This window comes from Pseudomonas sp. RGM 3321 (assembly GCF_022836805.1).
Taxonomy (GTDB): domain Bacteria; phylum Pseudomonadota; class Gammaproteobacteria; order Pseudomonadales; family Pseudomonadaceae; genus Aquipseudomonas.
The window spans coordinates 94,058-111,371 of the sequence record NZ_JALHBH010000116.1 but is presented as its reverse complement, the minus strand read 5'-3'; the positions used below and the strand labels follow the sequence as shown (position 1 = coordinate 111,371).

14 protein-coding genes are annotated in these 17,314 nt (G+C 60.1%); 2 read left to right on the top strand and 12 right to left on the bottom strand.

Annotated elements, in window-relative coordinates; all coding sequences use genetic code 11:
• The first annotated feature begins 35 nt into the window (after positions 1-35).
• Positions 36-989, top strand: a complete 954-nt coding sequence (locus tag RGM3321_RS19525) for a LysR family transcriptional regulator (protein WP_244394464.1) — start codon at positions 36-38, stop codon at positions 987-989.
• Here RGM3321_RS19525 and RGM3321_RS19520 read toward each other — a convergent pair.
• The 11 genes from RGM3321_RS19520 to RGM3321_RS19470 form a co-directional block, all read right to left on the bottom strand.
• On the bottom strand, positions 923-2,338 hold the full coding sequence (locus RGM3321_RS19520; RefSeq protein ID WP_244394463.1) for a lipid II flippase MurJ: 1,416 nt from the start codon (positions 2,336-2,338) through the stop codon (positions 923-925). The two genes, RGM3321_RS19525 and RGM3321_RS19520, sit on opposite strands and share 67 nt — an antisense overlap.
• Positions 2,339-2,353: 15 nt before the next feature.
• A complete protein-coding gene (locus RGM3321_RS19515; protein ID WP_244394462.1) occupies positions 2,354-3,175 on the bottom strand; it encodes an acyltransferase in 822 nt (273 codons plus the stop codon).
• Positions 3,172-4,587 (bottom strand): O-antigen ligase family protein, encoded by a 1,416-nt coding sequence (locus tag RGM3321_RS19510; RefSeq protein ID WP_244394461.1) that lies wholly within the window; start codon positions 4,585-4,587, stop codon positions 3,172-3,174. The genes RGM3321_RS19515 and RGM3321_RS19510 overlap by 4 nt, the downstream gene beginning before the upstream one ends.
• On the bottom strand, positions 4,587-5,687 hold the full coding sequence (locus RGM3321_RS19505) for a glycosyltransferase family 1 protein (protein WP_244394460.1): 1,101 nt from the start codon (positions 5,685-5,687) through the stop codon (positions 4,587-4,589). Before RGM3321_RS19505 ends, RGM3321_RS19510 begins: the two co-directional genes overlap by 1 nt.
• Complete coding sequence (locus tag RGM3321_RS19500; RefSeq protein WP_244394459.1) at positions 5,678-6,895, bottom strand: glycosyltransferase family 4 protein; 1,218 nt, start codon at positions 6,893-6,895, stop codon at positions 5,678-5,680. Before RGM3321_RS19500 ends, RGM3321_RS19505 begins: the two co-directional genes overlap by 10 nt.
• Before the next feature lie 2 nt (positions 6,896-6,897).
• Positions 6,898-8,214 carry a cellulase family glycosylhydrolase gene (locus RGM3321_RS19495; RefSeq protein WP_244394458.1) on the bottom strand — a complete coding sequence of 439 codons (1,317 nt, stop codon included), beginning with the start codon at positions 8,212-8,214 and terminating at the stop codon, positions 6,898-6,900.
• 1 nt (position 8,215) lies between these two features.
• Positions 8,216-9,394, bottom strand: coding sequence for a glycosyltransferase (locus RGM3321_RS19490; RefSeq protein ID WP_244394457.1), 1,179 nt, complete (start codon positions 9,392-9,394; stop codon positions 8,216-8,218).
• Positions 9,394-11,385, bottom strand: a complete 1,992-nt coding sequence (locus RGM3321_RS19485) for a lipopolysaccharide biosynthesis protein (protein WP_244394456.1) — start codon at positions 11,383-11,385, stop codon at positions 9,394-9,396. The genes RGM3321_RS19490 and RGM3321_RS19485 overlap by 1 nt, the downstream gene beginning before the upstream one ends.
• A gap of 17 nt (positions 11,386-11,402) precedes the next feature.
• Positions 11,403-12,182 carry a polysaccharide biosynthesis/export family protein gene (locus RGM3321_RS19480; RefSeq protein ID WP_004656922.1) on the bottom strand — a complete coding sequence of 260 codons (780 nt, stop codon included), beginning with the start codon at positions 12,180-12,182 and terminating at the stop codon, positions 11,403-11,405.
• 131 nt (positions 12,183-12,313) lie between these two features.
• Positions 12,314-13,771: a mannose-1-phosphate guanylyltransferase/mannose-6-phosphate isomerase gene (locus RGM3321_RS19475; RefSeq protein WP_244394455.1), complete on the bottom strand. Its 1,458-nt coding sequence runs from the start codon at positions 13,769-13,771 to the stop codon at positions 12,314-12,316.
• Positions 13,771-15,207: an undecaprenyl-phosphate glucose phosphotransferase gene (locus tag RGM3321_RS19470; protein ID WP_244394454.1), complete on the bottom strand. Its 1,437-nt coding sequence runs from the start codon at positions 15,205-15,207 to the stop codon at positions 13,771-13,773. Before RGM3321_RS19470 ends, RGM3321_RS19475 begins: the two co-directional genes overlap by 1 nt.
• Positions 15,208-15,746: 539 nt before the next feature.
• On the opposite strand from RGM3321_RS19470, the gene yegS reads away from it, so the two are divergent.
• Positions 15,747-16,664: a lipid kinase YegS gene (gene yegS / locus RGM3321_RS19465; protein ID WP_244394453.1), complete on the top strand. Its 918-nt coding sequence runs from the start codon at positions 15,747-15,749 to the stop codon at positions 16,662-16,664.
• Here yegS and RGM3321_RS19460 read toward each other — a convergent pair.
• Positions 16,648-17,310 (bottom strand): response regulator transcription factor, encoded by a 663-nt coding sequence (locus RGM3321_RS19460; RefSeq protein WP_244394452.1) that lies wholly within the window; start codon positions 17,308-17,310, stop codon positions 16,648-16,650. The genes yegS and RGM3321_RS19460 overlap by 17 nt on opposite strands.
• Positions 17,311-17,314 lie beyond the last annotated feature (4 nt).

The window sequence follows — 17,314 nt, the reverse complement described above, 5'->3', positions numbered from 1 at the left end:
TTTCAGGTAGGTTTGCCCGGCTATGGAGTTCAGCCTTGAGACTCAATCTGCGTCAATTACAGATTTTTTGCGCAATCACCCGCTGTGGCAGTACCACCAGCGCGGGTCATGCATTGTCTTTGTCCCAATCGGCTACCAGTGCGGCATTGAACGAGCTGGAAAGCGCACTGGGTACCCGGCTGTTCGACCGGGTGGCCAAGCGGCTGGTCCTCAACGACAACGGTCAGGCACTGCTGCCGCGTGCCATGAAAATGCTGGAAAACGCCCAGCAGATCGAAGACAGCTTTCTATTGCCGGACGCGACCTTGAATGCTCGTCTGCGAATCGGCAGTAGCAGCACCATTGGCAATTACGTCGTGCCGCAGATAGTCGGCGCACTGCGCAGTTCGACGCCTCTGCTGCGAGTCGATGTGGACATTGGCAACAGTACACTGATTGCTCGCAAGGTAGCGCAGTTTGAAATCGACATGGGCCTCATCGAGGCACCGTGCCACCTGCCGGAGCTGATCGCTGAGCCGTGGCTGGTCGATGAAATGGTCATTGTTGCCGGCAGCGCTCATCCGTTGGCCCGGCAACAGCAGGTTTCGCTGGGGGAGCTGCAGAACGCTGAATGGCTGTTGCGTGAGCAGGGTTCGGGGACCCGGGAAGAGGTCGAGCACTTGTTGCTCAGGCATTTGCACGATCTGCAGGACATGCGCCAGGTAGGCAGTTCTGAAGCGATAATGCGCACCCTCGCTCAAGGCATTGGCATCAGTTGTCTGTCCCGTCGTATCGTCGCCGATCTGCTGCTGAGCGGGCAGTTGCGCACACTCGCCAGCCCGCTGCCGCCGCTCAATCGTCGGTTCTTCATGATCACTCACCGCGACAAGTTCGTCTCGCCGAGCCTGGAGCGGTTCAGGGAGGCCTGTCGGCAGTCGGCCGATCAGGCAGGCACGTTGCGCCACGGTTTGAGCCACAACGCCAGCCCGACCAGCAGCAAAGTGCCGTAAACGCAGCTCAGGCCCAATTGCAGCCAGGTGTCGTGAAGCGGGTGCAGGAGCAGGGCGGCGAAGATCATCAGCAGGCTCGCCAGCAGCCAGTGACTGCGCCACGGCAAAACGCCGAGCAACGCCTGACGGCGCATCAGCAGCACGCCTGTGACCAGCGCGCCGCCCAGTGCCGCGATGGCGATGCCGGTCAGGCCGAAGACGAAGGGCAGCGTCGCCAACAGCAGCGCGTTGCATAGGCTGCCGATCAACTCGCAGTTGAGCGGCAGGCGCGTGTCACCGGCGGCGTAGGCGTAGCGCGCCAGCAAGGCGTTCCAGGCACCGAACATCAACGGCACGGCAAACCAGGCCAACAGCTCTGGCAGCGGACCCTCATGGCTCTGATTAGGCAGCAACAGGGTCACCAGCGCGCCGGCTGCACCGATTAGCCCGGCCACGGCCGGCAGGGTCAGCAATGTGGCGCTGCCCAGCCCGCGTCTGAGCAGCGACAAACGCTGCTCGCCCGCGCTGCCGCTCATCAGCCCGAGCAGTACCTGGTTCAGGCTCATCAATGCAATAAGCGGCAGGTTGATCAGTTTACGCGCCAGATTGACCCAGGTGACCGCGCCTTCACCGAGCAACGACGCGACCATTCGCTCGAGCAAGGCAAGGCCCTGGCTGGCCAGGTTGCTGCTCAGCAGTGGACCGATGCGTTGCAGCAGTTCGCGCACGGCACCGGCTTCCGATTGCCACTGCCAGGGCCGCCATCCCGAACGATACAGGGCAGGCAACAACACGCCCGGCATCAGCACGCTGCCCAGTACGCAAGCGCTGGCCAACCCGGTCGACGTTGCGGCGTGGCTGAACGTGGCGAGGTAGATGACCGGCGGCAGGTTGAACAGCAGCGAGCCGAGCCCGGCCAGCACGAAGCGCGAACGCGCCTGCAAAGGTACGCAGAACAGCGCGTGGAGCATGAAGCCGGGTGCGCACCAGGCCAGCCAGCGCAGGCCGCTGGCTGCCTGTGCATAGCCGTCGGCGTCCAGCCCCGGACCGATAAGACGCACCAGAAACCCGGCACCGATCGCCAGCACTGCGCTCAATGCTGCCCCGGTCAATAACAAACGCGGTGCCATGCCGCCCAGCCAGCGTTGTTGCCGGTCAGCCGGACGTTGCTGATAAAGGGGCAGGGCGGCAGCGCTGAGCAGCCCCGCGGCCAGTGACATGCGCAGCGCTTCGGGCAAAAACATCGAGACCAGAAAGGCATCGCTCTGACTGCCAGCACCCCAGGCTGCTACCAACAGCCATTCACGGGCAAAACCGGCTGCCAGGCCGGTGAGGGTGGCCAGTGTCAGCCAAAGTGTCGAGCCCAGCATCGCGCGCCCTGCCGATCAGTGAAACAGGGTGAACAGGCCTTTGCCGCCCACCTTGTAATTAAGGCCGCGAGCGCGTTCACCCTTGACCTCGGCATTCGGTCCGCTGACGATCGCATAGGGCGCGACAGGTTTGGATACCACACTGTTGCCGCCCACTACTGCGCCTTCGCCGATCTCTGCACCGAACGAGAGCAACGCGCGGCTGCAGATCCATGCGTAGTCACCGATAAACACTGGTCCGCCGACCGCCCAGAACTCGGGCTCGGCAAGGTCGTGTCCACCCGCAATAATCAGCACATGTGAAGCGATGGTGACGTGATCGCCAATCACCAGCCCGCCACGGGCGTCAAGCTGGCAATGCCAGCCCACGGTGGTGTCGTTGCCGATGCGCAGGCTGTCGACGCCCAGCACCTCGGTATTGCGCCACACAGTCGAACCCTTGCCGATCTTCGCTCCACCGATGCGCAACCACAGCAGGCGCAGGGTGTGGCTGGGGATCTTGCAGATCAGGATGTTGTAAGCCTGTTCCCAGGTCCGCAACATGCGGTCACGCAGGGTCGGCCAGTTGATTCCGTACAGAGGAATCAGCGCGCCCAGGGTTTCGCTGGACAGCAGCTTGTAGAAGCGCCGCGCCAGCGGGTTTTCGATTCTTGGTTCGATGTTGAGGTAGCAGATGAACGACAGGGTTCGTTCCTTGATACGCGTTTCAAAGCACACTTCGTTGTCCAGCATCCACTGGTAGGCGGCTTCCAGCTCTTCGAGCGGCACCGCCATCTTGCGCGCGTAGTCGGGCAGTGCCTCTCTGAGATTATGAGAATGCATCATGCGGTGTTTCATGAGGAGGCTCCCGGCTCGGGTGAGGCGTCAGGGTGTTGAGGAGTCGTTTCGGCCCTGGCACGCAGGCGTCTGGTTTCGTGCAGGCTGATGCCGACAAATAGCCAGAACAAGGCAACCAGTACGCTGGTGAAACTGAAGTAGTGGTCAAACAGGCCGCTGAACAGTGCGGATAGAACACCCGTGGTGCAGCCCAGCGCAATGGCGTTTTCCCGGGCCAGCACTACCCGGTCGCTGCCGGGGCGAACTTCTTTCCACCAACTGATGGTCACGGCAATAAACAGCAACATGCCTGGCAGGCCGATCTTGTAGATGAAGTTCAGCCACAGGTTGGAAATGCCGAACTTTGTATAGCCCAGTACCGGCGGGTCGACCTTGAAGCCGATACCGAACGGGAAGGTGGCGACTGCGTCGGGAAAATTACTGTATTCCAGGAAGCGAACCGCGGTACTGGCGTCGTCGGAAGTGAACAACCCCATCAGTCGGTCCTGCAGCGGCGGGTAGAACGCCAGCAGGAAAATCCCGGCGACCAGCCCGCCCATCAACAGCCGTCCCAGATGCGGAATGCGTCGCCGAGCCATCAACAGCATCACGGCGATCAGGCTCAACAGCGCTCCGCGTGAGCCGGTCAGCAACAGACCGATGGCACCCAGTGCCGCCACCGTCAGGCCCAGCCTGCGCGCCGAGCCGGTGCGCGTCATACCGAAGCAGAACGCCAGCGGTAGCAACATGGCCAGGGCACCGCCTGCCACGTTGGGGTGCATCCACGGCGAGCCCATGCGGCTGGCAAGCGAAAGCAGGCTCTCGCTCAAGATGTCTGCACCGCTGTAGCCCAGGCTACCGAGGATCGGGATGATGGCAGTTGCCGAGCCTTTGGTCACATACACCGAGATCGACAGCAACAACAGCAGCAAAGTCCCGCCGAGCAGCGCCATGACCGCCTTTTCCAAGGTTTTTAGGTCAGTCAGCAAGCGCGGTACCAGGAACAGGATAGACAGGTTGAACAGCCAGCGAACCCAGTTGATCGGGCCGTTGCCGTCGGCGACGACGGTCAACTGTCCGACCAGAAACGGGAACGCACTGAACAGCATCAATGCCACCAGCAGTTTTTCGGTGCTCAGCATTTTGGGCACCGTGTTGCGTTCCTGAAAGACTGCGTGCAGCAGGTAGCTGGCCCAGGTCAGCATGATCAGCGCTTCGGACACCGTGGTACGAACGCCAATCTGAATTGTAGAGTAGGGCAGGAAGGTCCCGATCAGGCAGAACAGCAGAAGCCCGCGTGCCGGGCGGCGAATAATGGTGGCCGCCGCCGCCAGACCGATTGCTGCCGCCACCACGAATTGTGCAGGCAGCATCCAGATCATCACACCGAATATCAGGCTGAACATCAGCCCCAGGGGTAAGGCCAGTGGCATCAGCGCAATTCCTCCAGCGTCGCGTGCACGCGTTCGCAAAAGGCTTTCAACTGATAGCGCTCTGTCCATTCTCTGGCAACTGCGGGGTCGTCTTCGGGCGCATGCGACAACGTGCCCATCAGCCTGATCAGGTTGCCACTGTCGACAGGTGAAAAGCGCGGGCTGTCGGGCGGAGCGATTTCATCCAGCGAAGAGCCTGTGGCCACGGCAACCGGCGTGCCTGTGTTCAGTGCTTCGATCACCGGCAGCCCGAAGCCTTCGCTTCTGGATGGCTGCCAGAGCCGCTCGGCATTTTGGTAGACCGCATGCAGTTCGGCATCGCTGAGGCCGCTGAGCACGTGCAGGCCCGGTAACTGGCGCTGGGCTTCGGTCAGCGGATCGTCGCCACCGACCAGTACCAGTTCCGGGGTGTCGACAAATTGCATGCGTGCGGTCTGCCAGGCATCCACGAACCACTTGATGTTCTTGCGCGGTTCGCGTGTGCCCACGCACAGCCAGTAACGCAGGGGCAGTCGCAGTTGGCTGATATCAGCGGGCTCACCCTTGAAACCTTCTACCAGCAACGGCACCACGCGCAGCTTGCCTTTGACCCTGGGAAACAGGCGCGCGACTTCGTTGGCAGTGAATTGCGACGGCACCCAGATCTGGTCGGCCACTTTCAGCGACCAGGCAATCGACAGGTAGTCGGTCAGCCGGTAGATCCTGGCTTTCAGTCGCGAGCCGTGGCTGTTGTGCTCAGTGATCTGAAACAGATCGTGCAACTGTAATACGTAGCGCATGTCAGCCGGTTTGCGCCCCAGCGGCAGGCCCATGTTGATGTTGGCGAAGTAAATCTGCACCCCGGCATCACGCAGAGCACCGGGCAGGAAAATGCCTTCGAAGCGCAAGCGATCCGGCAGGCGATGCACCGAGTCCAGCGGTGCGGCCCAGCGTGGGGTGTGCATCAAGCGGCGTACCGGATGATCGTAGGGTGCCACGCCGAACAGCTGCAATTGCACGTCCGGATGTTCACGAAATGCCTGTTCCAGCGCAAAATTCTGGCGACCGATGCCGCTGATGGGGTAACCGGCTGCCGCGCGGTAGTCGAGTCCTATACGCATGAGCGCGATCCTTGCTTGGGGAGCGAAAAGCGGGTGTAGATCACTTCCAGCTGGGCGGCCGAAACGGACCAGTCGTGCCGGGCACGCACATAAACGCGGCCGGCTTCGCCGATCTGGTCGAGCCGTAACGGTTTATCGGTGTATTCAACGATCAGGGTTGCCAGCCCGGACGCGTCTTCACTGCCCAGGTAATGTTCGCCATTAGTGACCGACAACCCGGAAACGCCTTGCGCGGTGGTGACCACCGGCAGACCGGCGGCCATGGCTTCCAGTGTCTTGAGCTTGGAGCCGCCGCCCTGGCGCAGGGGCGCGAAGAACATCGAGGCACTGGCCTGCAAGACGCGCAGGTCAGGTACGAACCCCAGCCATTCGATACGCGGGTCAGGCCAGCGTTCACGCCAGGCCTCAGGCAGGCCGAAGCCGCCGATGGCAAAACGCACATCGGGTGCCTGAGCCCAGACCAGTGGCATGATTTCGTCCAATGCCCACTCGATGGCATCTATATTGGGGCCGTATTCGTAGTTGCCGATGAACAGCAGGCGATGGCTGTTACGGTCCGCATGAACGCTGGCGTAGTAAGCGCAGTCGACACTGTTGACGACATAGGACGTGGCCTTGCCGCTCAAACGCGAAAGCACCTTGGCGTCGTCTTCGGTGACCGCGATCAACTCGCCGGTCTGGCGAAATACCCGGGTTTCCCAGCGCCGGTAGCGCCAGCGGTCGTATACGGCGAAGGCATTGGCCCAGCGTGGCAGACGGTCGTAACTGGCGGCGCCAAGGTCTGATTCAACATTATGTTCGGTCAGCACGAACGGTTTGCCCGAGCGCTTGAGTACGCGTTCGAATGGCTGAAAGAAATAGGTGTGCTGCAACTGGATGATGTCCCAGTCCTCTTCAAGCAATTGCTCGAAGACTTTTTCCAGTTTCGGGGCGTAGCCGTTGACGCTGGCCAGCATCGGCGCAGGTGCAAACGCCACGGCCAGCAGTGTGCGCAGGCTCAACAACGGGCGTCGATCGACCACGATCAAGCGCTCCAGCCAGGGTTCCAGTGCCGAACGAGCGCTATCGTCCAGCGCGTTCTTGGACTGCACCAGAAGGGTGATGCGATGGCCGCGCGCTGCCAGATTACGCAGCAAATGGTATTCCCGGGTTTTGCCGCCACTGGTGGTGGGCCAGGGCAGGTAAGGGAGCGTCCATAGAATTCGCATACTCAGGGCTTCCATTCCAGAATTTGCAGAGTCGGCTTCAGCAGCAGAGTGACGCCTTGGCTTGCGGACAATGGTGTGCGGCTGCCACTCAGTGGGTCATGCACAACCGCGTCGGTGATATTCGGGAAGTTCAACGAGGTGCCGGTCGCACTCCAGAACATCAGCAGATGAGTGCCATCTTCACGGGTCCACGGCACTGCATACAGATCGTCCGGTACACGGCTCACTGCGGGCGGTTCGGCGGGTTGCAGGCGCGGACCGGTTATCTTCAGGAAATTCTGCAGTGCGGTGTAGACCGGTTTGGGGCTGGCTTGCAGGTCAAGCAGGCCGTAACCCTGATCGCGGGCCGAGGCGCGCTCATCCAGATCGCTGAGATTGAACAGGAAGATGCGCTGGAAATCCATCGCACTCATCAGTGCCAGACGCCGCAGGGTATAGTCGGCCTGACCTGAAATGCCAATCAGATGTTGCATCTCGACCGGGCCTGCATAGCTTGACCAGCCCCATTCAGTTGCCCACACCTGCTTGACGCCATTGCTGTGCAGCAACTGGTTCATGGCATTGGCGCGCACCAGAAAATCGCGGTCCGGTAGCGAATCGCCTTCCGGGTACTCGGAATAAGGGTGGTATGCCGCCACGATATTCTGCTGGCCCAGCAGGCCATTATCGAGCAGGGTCTGTAGCATGTAGCCAGAGGTGCTGTGCATCTGACTGTAATAAGCCATGCCCGCAGTGACGATGGTCTTGTCCGGCAGGGCGGCGCGAATCGCGTTGGCAGTGGTGGTCAGCAGGCGTCCATAGGCGGTCGGGTCCTCCTTGGGCAGCCAGACAATGTTCGGCTCGTTCCAGACCTGCCAGTTGTTCACCTGTGGATAGCGCTGGGCCAGGGCGGTCATGCGTGCGGCAAATACGTTGAAATCCGTGGGCGGATACTGATCGCGGCTTTTCGCACCGGCCGGTGCACTGCTGGCGAAAGGCGCCGAGCCCACCAGATAAGCCACCGTGTTGTAGTTGTGCGCCTTGATTGCAGCCATGGCGGCATCCAGCTCGGTCAGGGCGTAGCTATCCTTTTGCGGCTCGATCACCGGCCAGTGAATGGTCAGGCGCACCCAATTGAGGCCCAGTTCGTCCAGGCGGCTCATCTGTTGTTGATAGATGTCAGGCGCAAAATACTGAAACTGCACATTGACGCCCAGAAAGTCCGCCCAAACCACCTCACGGGGTGCCTTGAGGACCGTTGCCGCATGGGCCGCGCCAATCATTGCTGCGCTGAGCAGTGCGCTCGCGACGATTTGCCGGAATCTGGATTGACGCTGCATGTCACTTCTCCTCGCACGCCTGGCGGAATACATCCCGAAAACGCTCTGCGGTGTGGCTCCAGACTCTGGCCTTGCCCATGTGCGAGGCGTTGTCGGCCCATTGTTTGACCAGCTCCGGATCCGCGCAAGCTTGCGTCAGAGCCTTTGCCAGACCGTCCACATCGCCTTGCGGATAAATCATGCCGTTGCCGTGCGAGACCTCTTCGGCAAACGAGCGTGCATCAGAAGTAATCACGCCCCTGCCACACGCCACCGCCCATGACAGCGCGCCGCTGGTGCCGCGCAGCTTGCCGAGAAGCTTCAGTTTGCTCGATTCGCGATAAGGCAGAACCATCACGTGATGAGCCTGGATCACCTGAGGGATTTGCTCGGCAGGCAAGTCCAGTTGCCAGTCGATCAGATCGACAAGGCCCAGCTGGCGGATGCGCAGGCGCAGTTGCTCCAGGTAGCTGCCGGACGGGCCGAAGGCCATTTCCGGCTCGCTGCCGCCTGCCAGGGTCAGGCGTACGGTCGACCGCAACGCAGGCTGTGCGGTGAAAACGCTGGCCAGCGCATCAAGCAGGTCTTCGATTCCCTTGCCGCGATAAATGAAGCCGAAATACAGCAGACGCAAGGGCTTCAAGGGCGGCAACGGGGCGGGAGCGATGGCGACGTTGCCGTGACTGATCACCGCCATCTGTGCGGTTTGCAACCCCATGCGCTGACGCAGGCTCTGGCTGCCCGCCTGGGTCAGTGTCACCAGACGTGTCATGTGCTGTGCCAATTGCCGCTCTTCACGCAGGCACAGTGGGTCGGCCAGCACTGTTGCCATTTCCGGCAGCGGTGAGCGCATGCCGCTGACGATCGATAAGGGCCACGGCAGTTTCTCGCGCCGCCACACCAGTCGCTCGGGGTCGTGCACTGTCGCGGTCAACGGCAGCTTCGGAAAGCGTCGACGCAAGGCTCGCAGGGCCTGGAACTCCGCCAGCCGTCCGCCGCCCAGTTCGGCATGGACCAGATCGATCTCGCTCCAGTCGGCTTCGGCCACACGCTGCTCTGCGGCTCGTGGATCGTTGCCGACACCCAGCAGCGGTGTGCTGACCTGCAAGCCGATGCCTTCAAGCGCATGCCGCAGGTGCCCGGCATAATCGGCGATGCCGTTCTGCTCGGGTGGCAGCGGCGCAAGCAGGGCGATGCGCATCAGCCTCGGCTCCCGATCCGCTTGAGGAAGTTCAGTACCTGCTCCGGCACCTCAAAACGACGGCGGTTGATAATGATGCCGTCGACTTTCTTGAATGCGGTATTGAGGTTATTCAAGGTGTCCTCAAGCATCGGCACTGTGGTGTCTTCGGCACGCACCACCAGCACGATCAGGTCAGCCTTGCGCAGCAGCACAAAGGCATCCTGGTTGGCGGAAAGTGCCGAGGCGTTGATCAGCACGATTTCGCCAGGACTGGCCGGGCCGCGGCCTTCGGTGCGGACTCGATGACCCTGTTCGATCAACAAGGTGCTCAGCCGCTCGATGACGAACGACACGCCTGCGCCGGACTTGACCGAGGTGAAGCCGATGGTCAGGCCGCGCTCGTCTACCTGATCGAGCGGCAGAATGCCGTATACCCGGTGCAAATTGGAGATGAAGGCTGCACTGCGCTCCTGAGCGCGTTCAAGGTCGGGCAGACTGGTCCAAACCGGGACGCCAAAGTTGCTCTCGATCTTGTCGCCGTCGTGGATGCGCTGGTCAAGCAGGTAGAAAAAGTACAGCGCCACGGCACCTACAACAAGGCTCAGCGGGAAAGCCAGCAGCAGCATCAGCAGGCTTTTCGGAAACACCCGGCTGGGGTTGAAGGTGGCGTCTTCAATGGTCGCGATATTGCTGATCTGGCTGTTGTCCAGCTCACGGTCAATACGCGATTTTTCCAGGCTGTCCTTGTAAAGTGCATAGCTCTTCTCGGCCGCATCCAGCTCGTTCTGCAGGCGCGAAAGCTCCGGCTCCAGATTCAGTGCCTGCTGGCGGTCGCTTTCCAGCTGCGCGATCTGCGCATTTTGCTGAACGAGCTGGGTTTGCAGGCGCGCGTAGCTGGTCTGCTGATCGGCGTACACGTTCTGCATACGGTTGTATATAGGGTTGGGTGTGATGCTCTCGGAGCGCTGGACGGTGGCTTCCTGTTCCTTGAGCAGCTTCTTGAGGTTGCTGACTTCCTCATTGATCGCACGAATCGGCGGTGCCTCTTCCTTGAACGAGCGGAGCATTTCCTGACGCTCTACTTCCTTGCCGTTGATGCGGTTCTGCAGGTCCTGGCGATTGGGGTTCAACGCCAGTTCGCGACCTGCCGAGACTGTCTTGGGTTGCTCTGCCAACTGCTTTTTCAGCAGGTCCAGGCCGGCTTTGGTAGACGCAATGGAACGGGTTGTGTTGTTGCGCTCGGTACGCAGGTCGTTGAGCCCCTGCGAGGTATCCGCCAGGCGCTGGGAAATGCTCACTGCGCTCAGTTGGTTCAGGTAGTTCTGGATTTGCTTCTTGTACTCGATGATGTTCGCGCCAGTCGTTTTCACTTCCGATTCATAGAACGCGTACAGGCTGACCCGGCCCAGTGTCTTGGTGCGTTGCAACTGGTACTCGGTGATCCAGGTCCTGAGCACGGTCTGCGCGATGTCCGGATCGTTCCAGGTAAATCTCAGCTCCATCACCGACGAGCCCGGTTCGTGGCTGACCTTGAAGTTTTTCTCCAGATCCTCGGCCAGACGTTCGGCCTGCGAGCGATGCTCCACCAGACCGATAAATTGCAGAACGTTGCGCACGCCGTTGACGACTGCCCCGACGACTGCCTTGAGGCCGTTCTTCACCGAGGCCAGAACGCCGGTTTCGGGCGGCACCATAGACAGTTCGGCGAGGTATTTCTCTGACACTGCACGCATGATCGGCCGCCCGCTGAGCATGCGCTCTTCGTCGAGCAGCGGATCACGCAGGCCGCTCGGTATCACGATAGCCTGACGGTCGGACAGCTCGATAGGCACAGTGCTGCTGTCACGGCCGGGCTTGACCAGCAGCAAGGCAGTGGACTCGTAGCGGTTTGGGAGCAGAAACGCGCCCAAAAGGATGATGACGAAGGTCGCCAGCACGGTGATCCTGACTTCGCGCTTGAAAATGAACAGCAGGCGCAGCAGGTCGCGGAATGAGCGGATGTTGATCATGTCTGTTTCCCTGACAATTAATTGTTGTTGCGCAGCTCGTAGTTCATGCCCAGGCCGATCGACTTCGCGAAGGGAATCAGCTGGTTGAAATACAGGGATACGCCGTCAACCTTGTTGCCGACCGATGATTTGGGAACGAACACGATATCGCCACGTTTTAGCAGTACCGGCGCTGTAGGGCCACCCGCACCGCCCGCCCAGAGAAACTTGCTGTAATCAAAGAAATAGGTCTTGTAGAGCCCGTTTTCTTCCTGACGCAGCAGCGCGACCTGACCGGCATCGGCATCCAGCGCCACACCGCCCGCGCCGACAATCGCCTGATCAAGATTGGTGGCGACGTTGACCGGCAACGTCACCGAGTTGCGTACGGCGCCGCCGACAAACACGGTATTACCCGGTGACTGGGAAATGTTGATGGTCAGTGCAGTCTCGCGGTAGACATTCTGCAGCTTGCTTTCCAGCAGGTCATTCAACTGCTGGAGTGTCAGGCCCGCAGCCTTGACAGTGCCGATGTAAGGGTAGGAAAAGGTGCCGTCGTTGAGCACCTGAAACAGCGTCAGCTCGTAGATGGAGTTGGCGGTAAACGCCGAAATCGACGGTGCCTCGCCACTATTGCGCACAATTCGCAGGGTATCGCCAGGACGGATTCTTTCCGGCGGCAGCGGTTTGCCCGCCAGTGCGCGACCTGCGGCCTGACCGGCTTCAATTTGCGCACGGTCATCCGGCAAGCCCACCCTGGAGGGGGTGTTGCATGCACTCAACAGCAATAAGCTTGCGATCAGCATCATGCTTTTCATTGGTCCTGAACTCCTGTCGAGCACAAATACGGCTCCCTTGCGGGTAATAAATTCATGTTGGCGGGCACTGCCTGTTCCGGTTGCTATCAATTGAAAACCGAGTGAATCAAGCGGCGTTTGGCGCTCGTGAATCAGCTCTTCACAGTCTTGTCGGGCACGCGTCCGTAAATGTCGGTAAAGCGCACGATGTCGTCTTCGCCCAGGTATTCACCGCTCTGCACCTCGATCATCACCAGGTCGATGACGCCCGGGTTGACCAGCCGGTGTGTGAACCCCGGTTTGATGAACGTCGACTCGTTGGTATCGAGCATGAATTCACGCTCGCCATTGGTGACGGTGGCCATGCCGCTGACCACGATCCAGTGTTCGCTGCGGTGATGGTGCATCTGCAACGAGAGTGACGCCTGCGGGCGAACGACAATGCGCTTGATCTTGAAACGCTTGCCTTCTTCGAGCACCGTGTAGGTGCCCCACGGGCGGGTGACGGTACGGTGCAGACGGTAGGCGTCATGGCCCTGACGCTTGAGTTCTTGAGCGATGACCTTGACGTCCTGACTGCGGCGTCCGTCCGCGATCAGCAAGGCGTCGGGGGTGTCGATGATGATCAGGTTGTCGAGGCCGATAGCGCCCACCAGGCGTTTGGGCGAGTCGATGTAGCAATTGCTGACGTCATGCAGCACGGCTTCGCCATTGCAGTAATTGCCTTGAGCGTCGACCGGAGAAAGTTCACGTACCGCCTGCCAGGAACCGATATCACTCCAGCCGAGCTGGCAGGGCACCACGGCAACTTTTTCGGAACGCTCCATCAGTGCGTAGTCGATGGAAATGTCCGGGGTCAGAGCAAACGATTCGCTGTCCAGTTCGACCTGCAGTTCACGATTGCCTTCCTTGCGCGGGCTTGATGCCAGGCAACTGCTGACCGCATTCAGCACGTCAGGTGCGTGAGTGCGCAGCTCGCGCAGCACGGCATCGGCACGCATGCAGAACATCCCCGCATTCCAGAAATGCAGACCACCGTCCACATAGCCCTGGGCAGTGACTGCGTCGGGTTTTTCGACAAAACGGGCGACCTGACAGGCGTCGGCACTGAGTGCCGGGCCTTTTTCGATGTAGCCAAAACCGGTTTCCGCTGCGGTCGGCACGATGCCGAAGGTCACCAGCCAGCCCTCGGTGGCCAGCTTCTGCGCGGCCGTCACTGCTCTGGAGAATTCCTCGATATTGGTAATCAGGTGATCGGCAGGCAATACCAGTAACTGCGCATCATCGCCATACAGCTGGCTGACATGCAGCGCAGCGGCGGCGACTGCCGCTGCGGTATTGCGCCCGAAGGGCTCAAGGATGAAATCCAGGCGCGCATTGCCTTTGTTCAACTGGCGATAGTCGTCCACCGTGCGAAAGTACACCTCCCGGTTGGTAACCGTCAGCAGGCGGTCGACTCCGGGCAGGCCGACCGCCCGCAGGAAGGTCTTCTGCAGCAGGCTCTGGCCGTCGGGAAGGCGCATAAACGGCTTGGGCATGGCTTCTCGCGAGACTGGCCAAAGGCGGGTGCCGGAGCCACCGGCGATGATGCAGGGAATGAGCGTACTCATCAGTAAGCCTCGCGGGTGAATAGCACTGCAGGCACAGTGCGCATAAGGATGTACAGGTCGAACCAGACAGACCAGTTTTCTATGTACTCGAGATCGAATTCGACGCGTTTTTCGATTTTTTCCACGGTGTCGGTTTCACCACGATAGCCGTTAATCTGCGCCAGCCCGGTGATCCCCGGTTTGACGCGGTGGCGCGACGTGTATTCTTTCACCGCTTGCTCGAACAAAATCCCTGCAGCCTTGGTCGCCGTCGCATGCGGGCGTGGCCCGACCATTGACATGCTGCCTGCCGCTACGTTGAACAGCTGTGGCAATTCATCCAGGCTGGTCTTGCGAATGAAGCGCCCGACCCGCGTGATTCTGGCATCGCCACGGGTGGTCTGGCGCTCGGCTGTTGCATCGGCCTGGTGCTGATGCATGGAGCGGAACTTGAATACTTCGATCAGGCGATTGTTGTAGCCGTAGCGCTTCTGGCGGAAAAACACCGGCCCTGGGGAGTCGAGCTTGATCGCCAGCGCGACCAGCAGCATTACCGGTGACAACACCAGCAACGCGAGCGACGACAGAACGATATCTTCGGCGCGCTTGATGAACGGAGACCAGCCACTGAGCGGCAGATCCGATGCATTGAACATCGGCAGCCGGGCCACTTCGGTAATGCGGTTGTGGGTATGCCGGAAGGCAATCATGTCCGGCACCAGCAACACGTTGACCGGTAGCCTGCGCAGTTCGCGAATGATGTAATCCATGCGGTTTTCCGCCGTCCAGGGCAGGGCGACCAGCACCTGGGTCACTTTCTCTTCGCGAATCAGCCGTTCCAGGTCACTGGTATTGCCCAGCAGGGGCAGGCTGGCCACGGTCTTGGGCATGCGACCGATCCGGTCGTCGATAAAACCGGTGACACCCGAACGGATGTCCTGATGTTCCAGCAGGTACTCGGCCAGGCGCAGGCCATTTTCCGTCGCGCCCAGAATCACGGCATGTTGCAGGAACACACCCTTGCGCATCTGACGCTTGAACAGCATCAACAGCAGCAGACGAATGATGCCGAACAGCGCCAGGCTGGTCAGGTACCAGATCAGCGATTCTTCAGGGGAGAGATAGCCGAACAGTCCCATTGCCTGTTGCATGAACAGCAATAGCCCGAAGGCCGCGGTCCAGGCAACCGCCAGCGCGCCCATGCGCAGATCGTTACTGAACAACGCTTCGGAATAGACGCCCATGGCCTGAAACACCAACACGCCGACAAAGCCGAAAAACAGCAGCATGGTCAGATAACTCTGCTGCGCTTCCGGACCGCCATCCTTGATAAGCAGCATGATCGCAAGGCCGGGCAGAATGCAGGCAATGCCATGGGCCAGCCGGATGGCGAAAAGAAAGTATTCGACCAGACTGGTGCGGGTCAGCGAAAGACTGTCGACGGGCTGCAACCTCATAGAACTCCCTTACTCCCTGTATGCGTCTGGATCCTGCTGATCCTGGGCGTTTTGCGATGACGCGTTTGCAGCTTCAGATAGGCATATGTTCACAGATAGTGTCTGTTCACAGATAGTGTCCAAGCGTAGCCAGTTACGTGTCGGGGTCATGACGAATCCGGACTGTCTTTTGTGAATATCACTTTATATATGTCGTCCTGTTCCGAATTTTATTTAAGACTTTTCAATCATTTGTAGATGAAACTTCCCTCAAGTGAGGGTCCTGCTGTCAGTAAAGCTCATGAAACAAATCGCGTCAGTACAAAAGTGTGCCAAGCCTGATGCAATCGCTGGTCCAGAGCTTCTTCTCCCGGGTTTTGCCCAGTATTGGCGGGGTTTGATCTGTTCTTGATGACGTTAAAAAAAATCCGTGACGGGTGGGCTTTTTTTGACATGTGCGGGGTCACAGTCATGCGTCGTGCGAAATGTATGCGGGCGCTGATTACAGAAAGAGCGTCGCTCGCAGGCTTCAATTCGTAGGGTTCGGCAGAGGAGGTGTCATGACACAACGCAGGGCAATGCTCATTCTTCACGGTAAACAGGCGCTCAACGAAGACGTACGTGATGCCGTTGCAGACAAGCGCAAGCAGGGCTGGGAGCTGGACGTGAGGCTCACCTGGGAAGCTGGCGATGCCCAGCGCCTGGTTGGCGAAGCGCTGGCCACCGGGCATCGGCACATCGTGGCGGGCGGCGGTGACGGTACCTTGCGAGATATCGCCGAGGCCCTGGCGCTGGCCGAAACAAAAGCCAGCCTGACTATTTTGCCGCTGGGCACTGCCAACGATTTTGCCCGCGCAGCCGGGGTGCCTCTTGAGGTCTCCAAGGCTCTGCAACTGATGGACATAGCGCCGCGCGCCGTCGATCTGGGTGAAGTCGGCGGCAAGCTGTTCCTCAACATGGCTACCGGCGGCTTTGGCAGTCAGGTAACGGCCAACACATCCGAAGACCTGAAAAAAGTATTGGGCGGCGCGGCCTATCTGTTTACCGGCCTGACAAGGTTCAGCGAACTGCATGCTGCCCACGGCGAACTCACCGGGCCGGATTTTCACTGGCGCGGCGATCTTCTTGCCCTGGGTATCGGTAACGGCCGGCAGGCTGGTGGTGGGCACGAACTGTGCCCGACTGCGCTGGCTGATGATGGCCTGCTCGACATCAGTATCCTGCCAGCGCCTCAGGAAGTGGTCGGCACGCTGAGGAGTCTGCTGGAAGGCGGGCTGGGCATCGACAACATGTTCATTCGTGCGCGTTTGCCCTGGGTAGAACTCAAGTCGGCTCAGGGTCTGGACATCAACCTCGATGGTGAGCCGTTGTCTGGCGAGGACCTGCGCTTCGAAGCGCGACCGGGCGCGCTACAGGTGCACTTGCCGGCGGATTCACCGGTGCTGAGCCGTGCACCGATGCTCAATCGTCCAGACTGATAATCCGCTCGCGAACGCAAAACAGTACCAGCCCGGCGACGTCGAATATCTGTAGCCGCTTCATGACCTGGGAGCGGTGGGTCTCGATGGTCTTGATGCTCAGTCCCAGGCCGACGGCAATCTCACGCGTGGACTTGCCGCGCACGATCAGACGCAGGATTTCCAGCTGGCGAGCGGTCAAGTGATACCGCTCCTTGGCCGCCTGGGCCCTGTCCAAGCGTGTTCCGCGCAGGGCGCGCTCGATAACGGTATGAGCGATGGCCGGGCTCAGATAGCGTTCGTTGTTGCGCAGCGCTTCCAGTGCCTGTTCCAGTTCGGTCGCTGTGGTGTCCTTGAGCAGATAGCCGCGAGCCCCGATGTCGAGCGCACGCATGATCATGTCCGGATCGGTGTGCATCGACAGGATCAAAACCTTGCAATGTGGCTGTACTTTAAATAGTTGTTCGAGCGCCTCAAGGCCGTCGACGCTCTTCATCCAGATATCGAGCAGGATGATGTCTGGCTTGAGTCGCTGCGCCAGGCTCGACAACTGCGCGCCGTCCGCCGCTTCACCGAGAATGGCATAGCCCGGCATGTCTGCAACCAGCGCTCGCACGCCGGCTCTGATCAGGAAGTGGTCGTCGACCAGTAACAGATTGCAGGTCATTGTG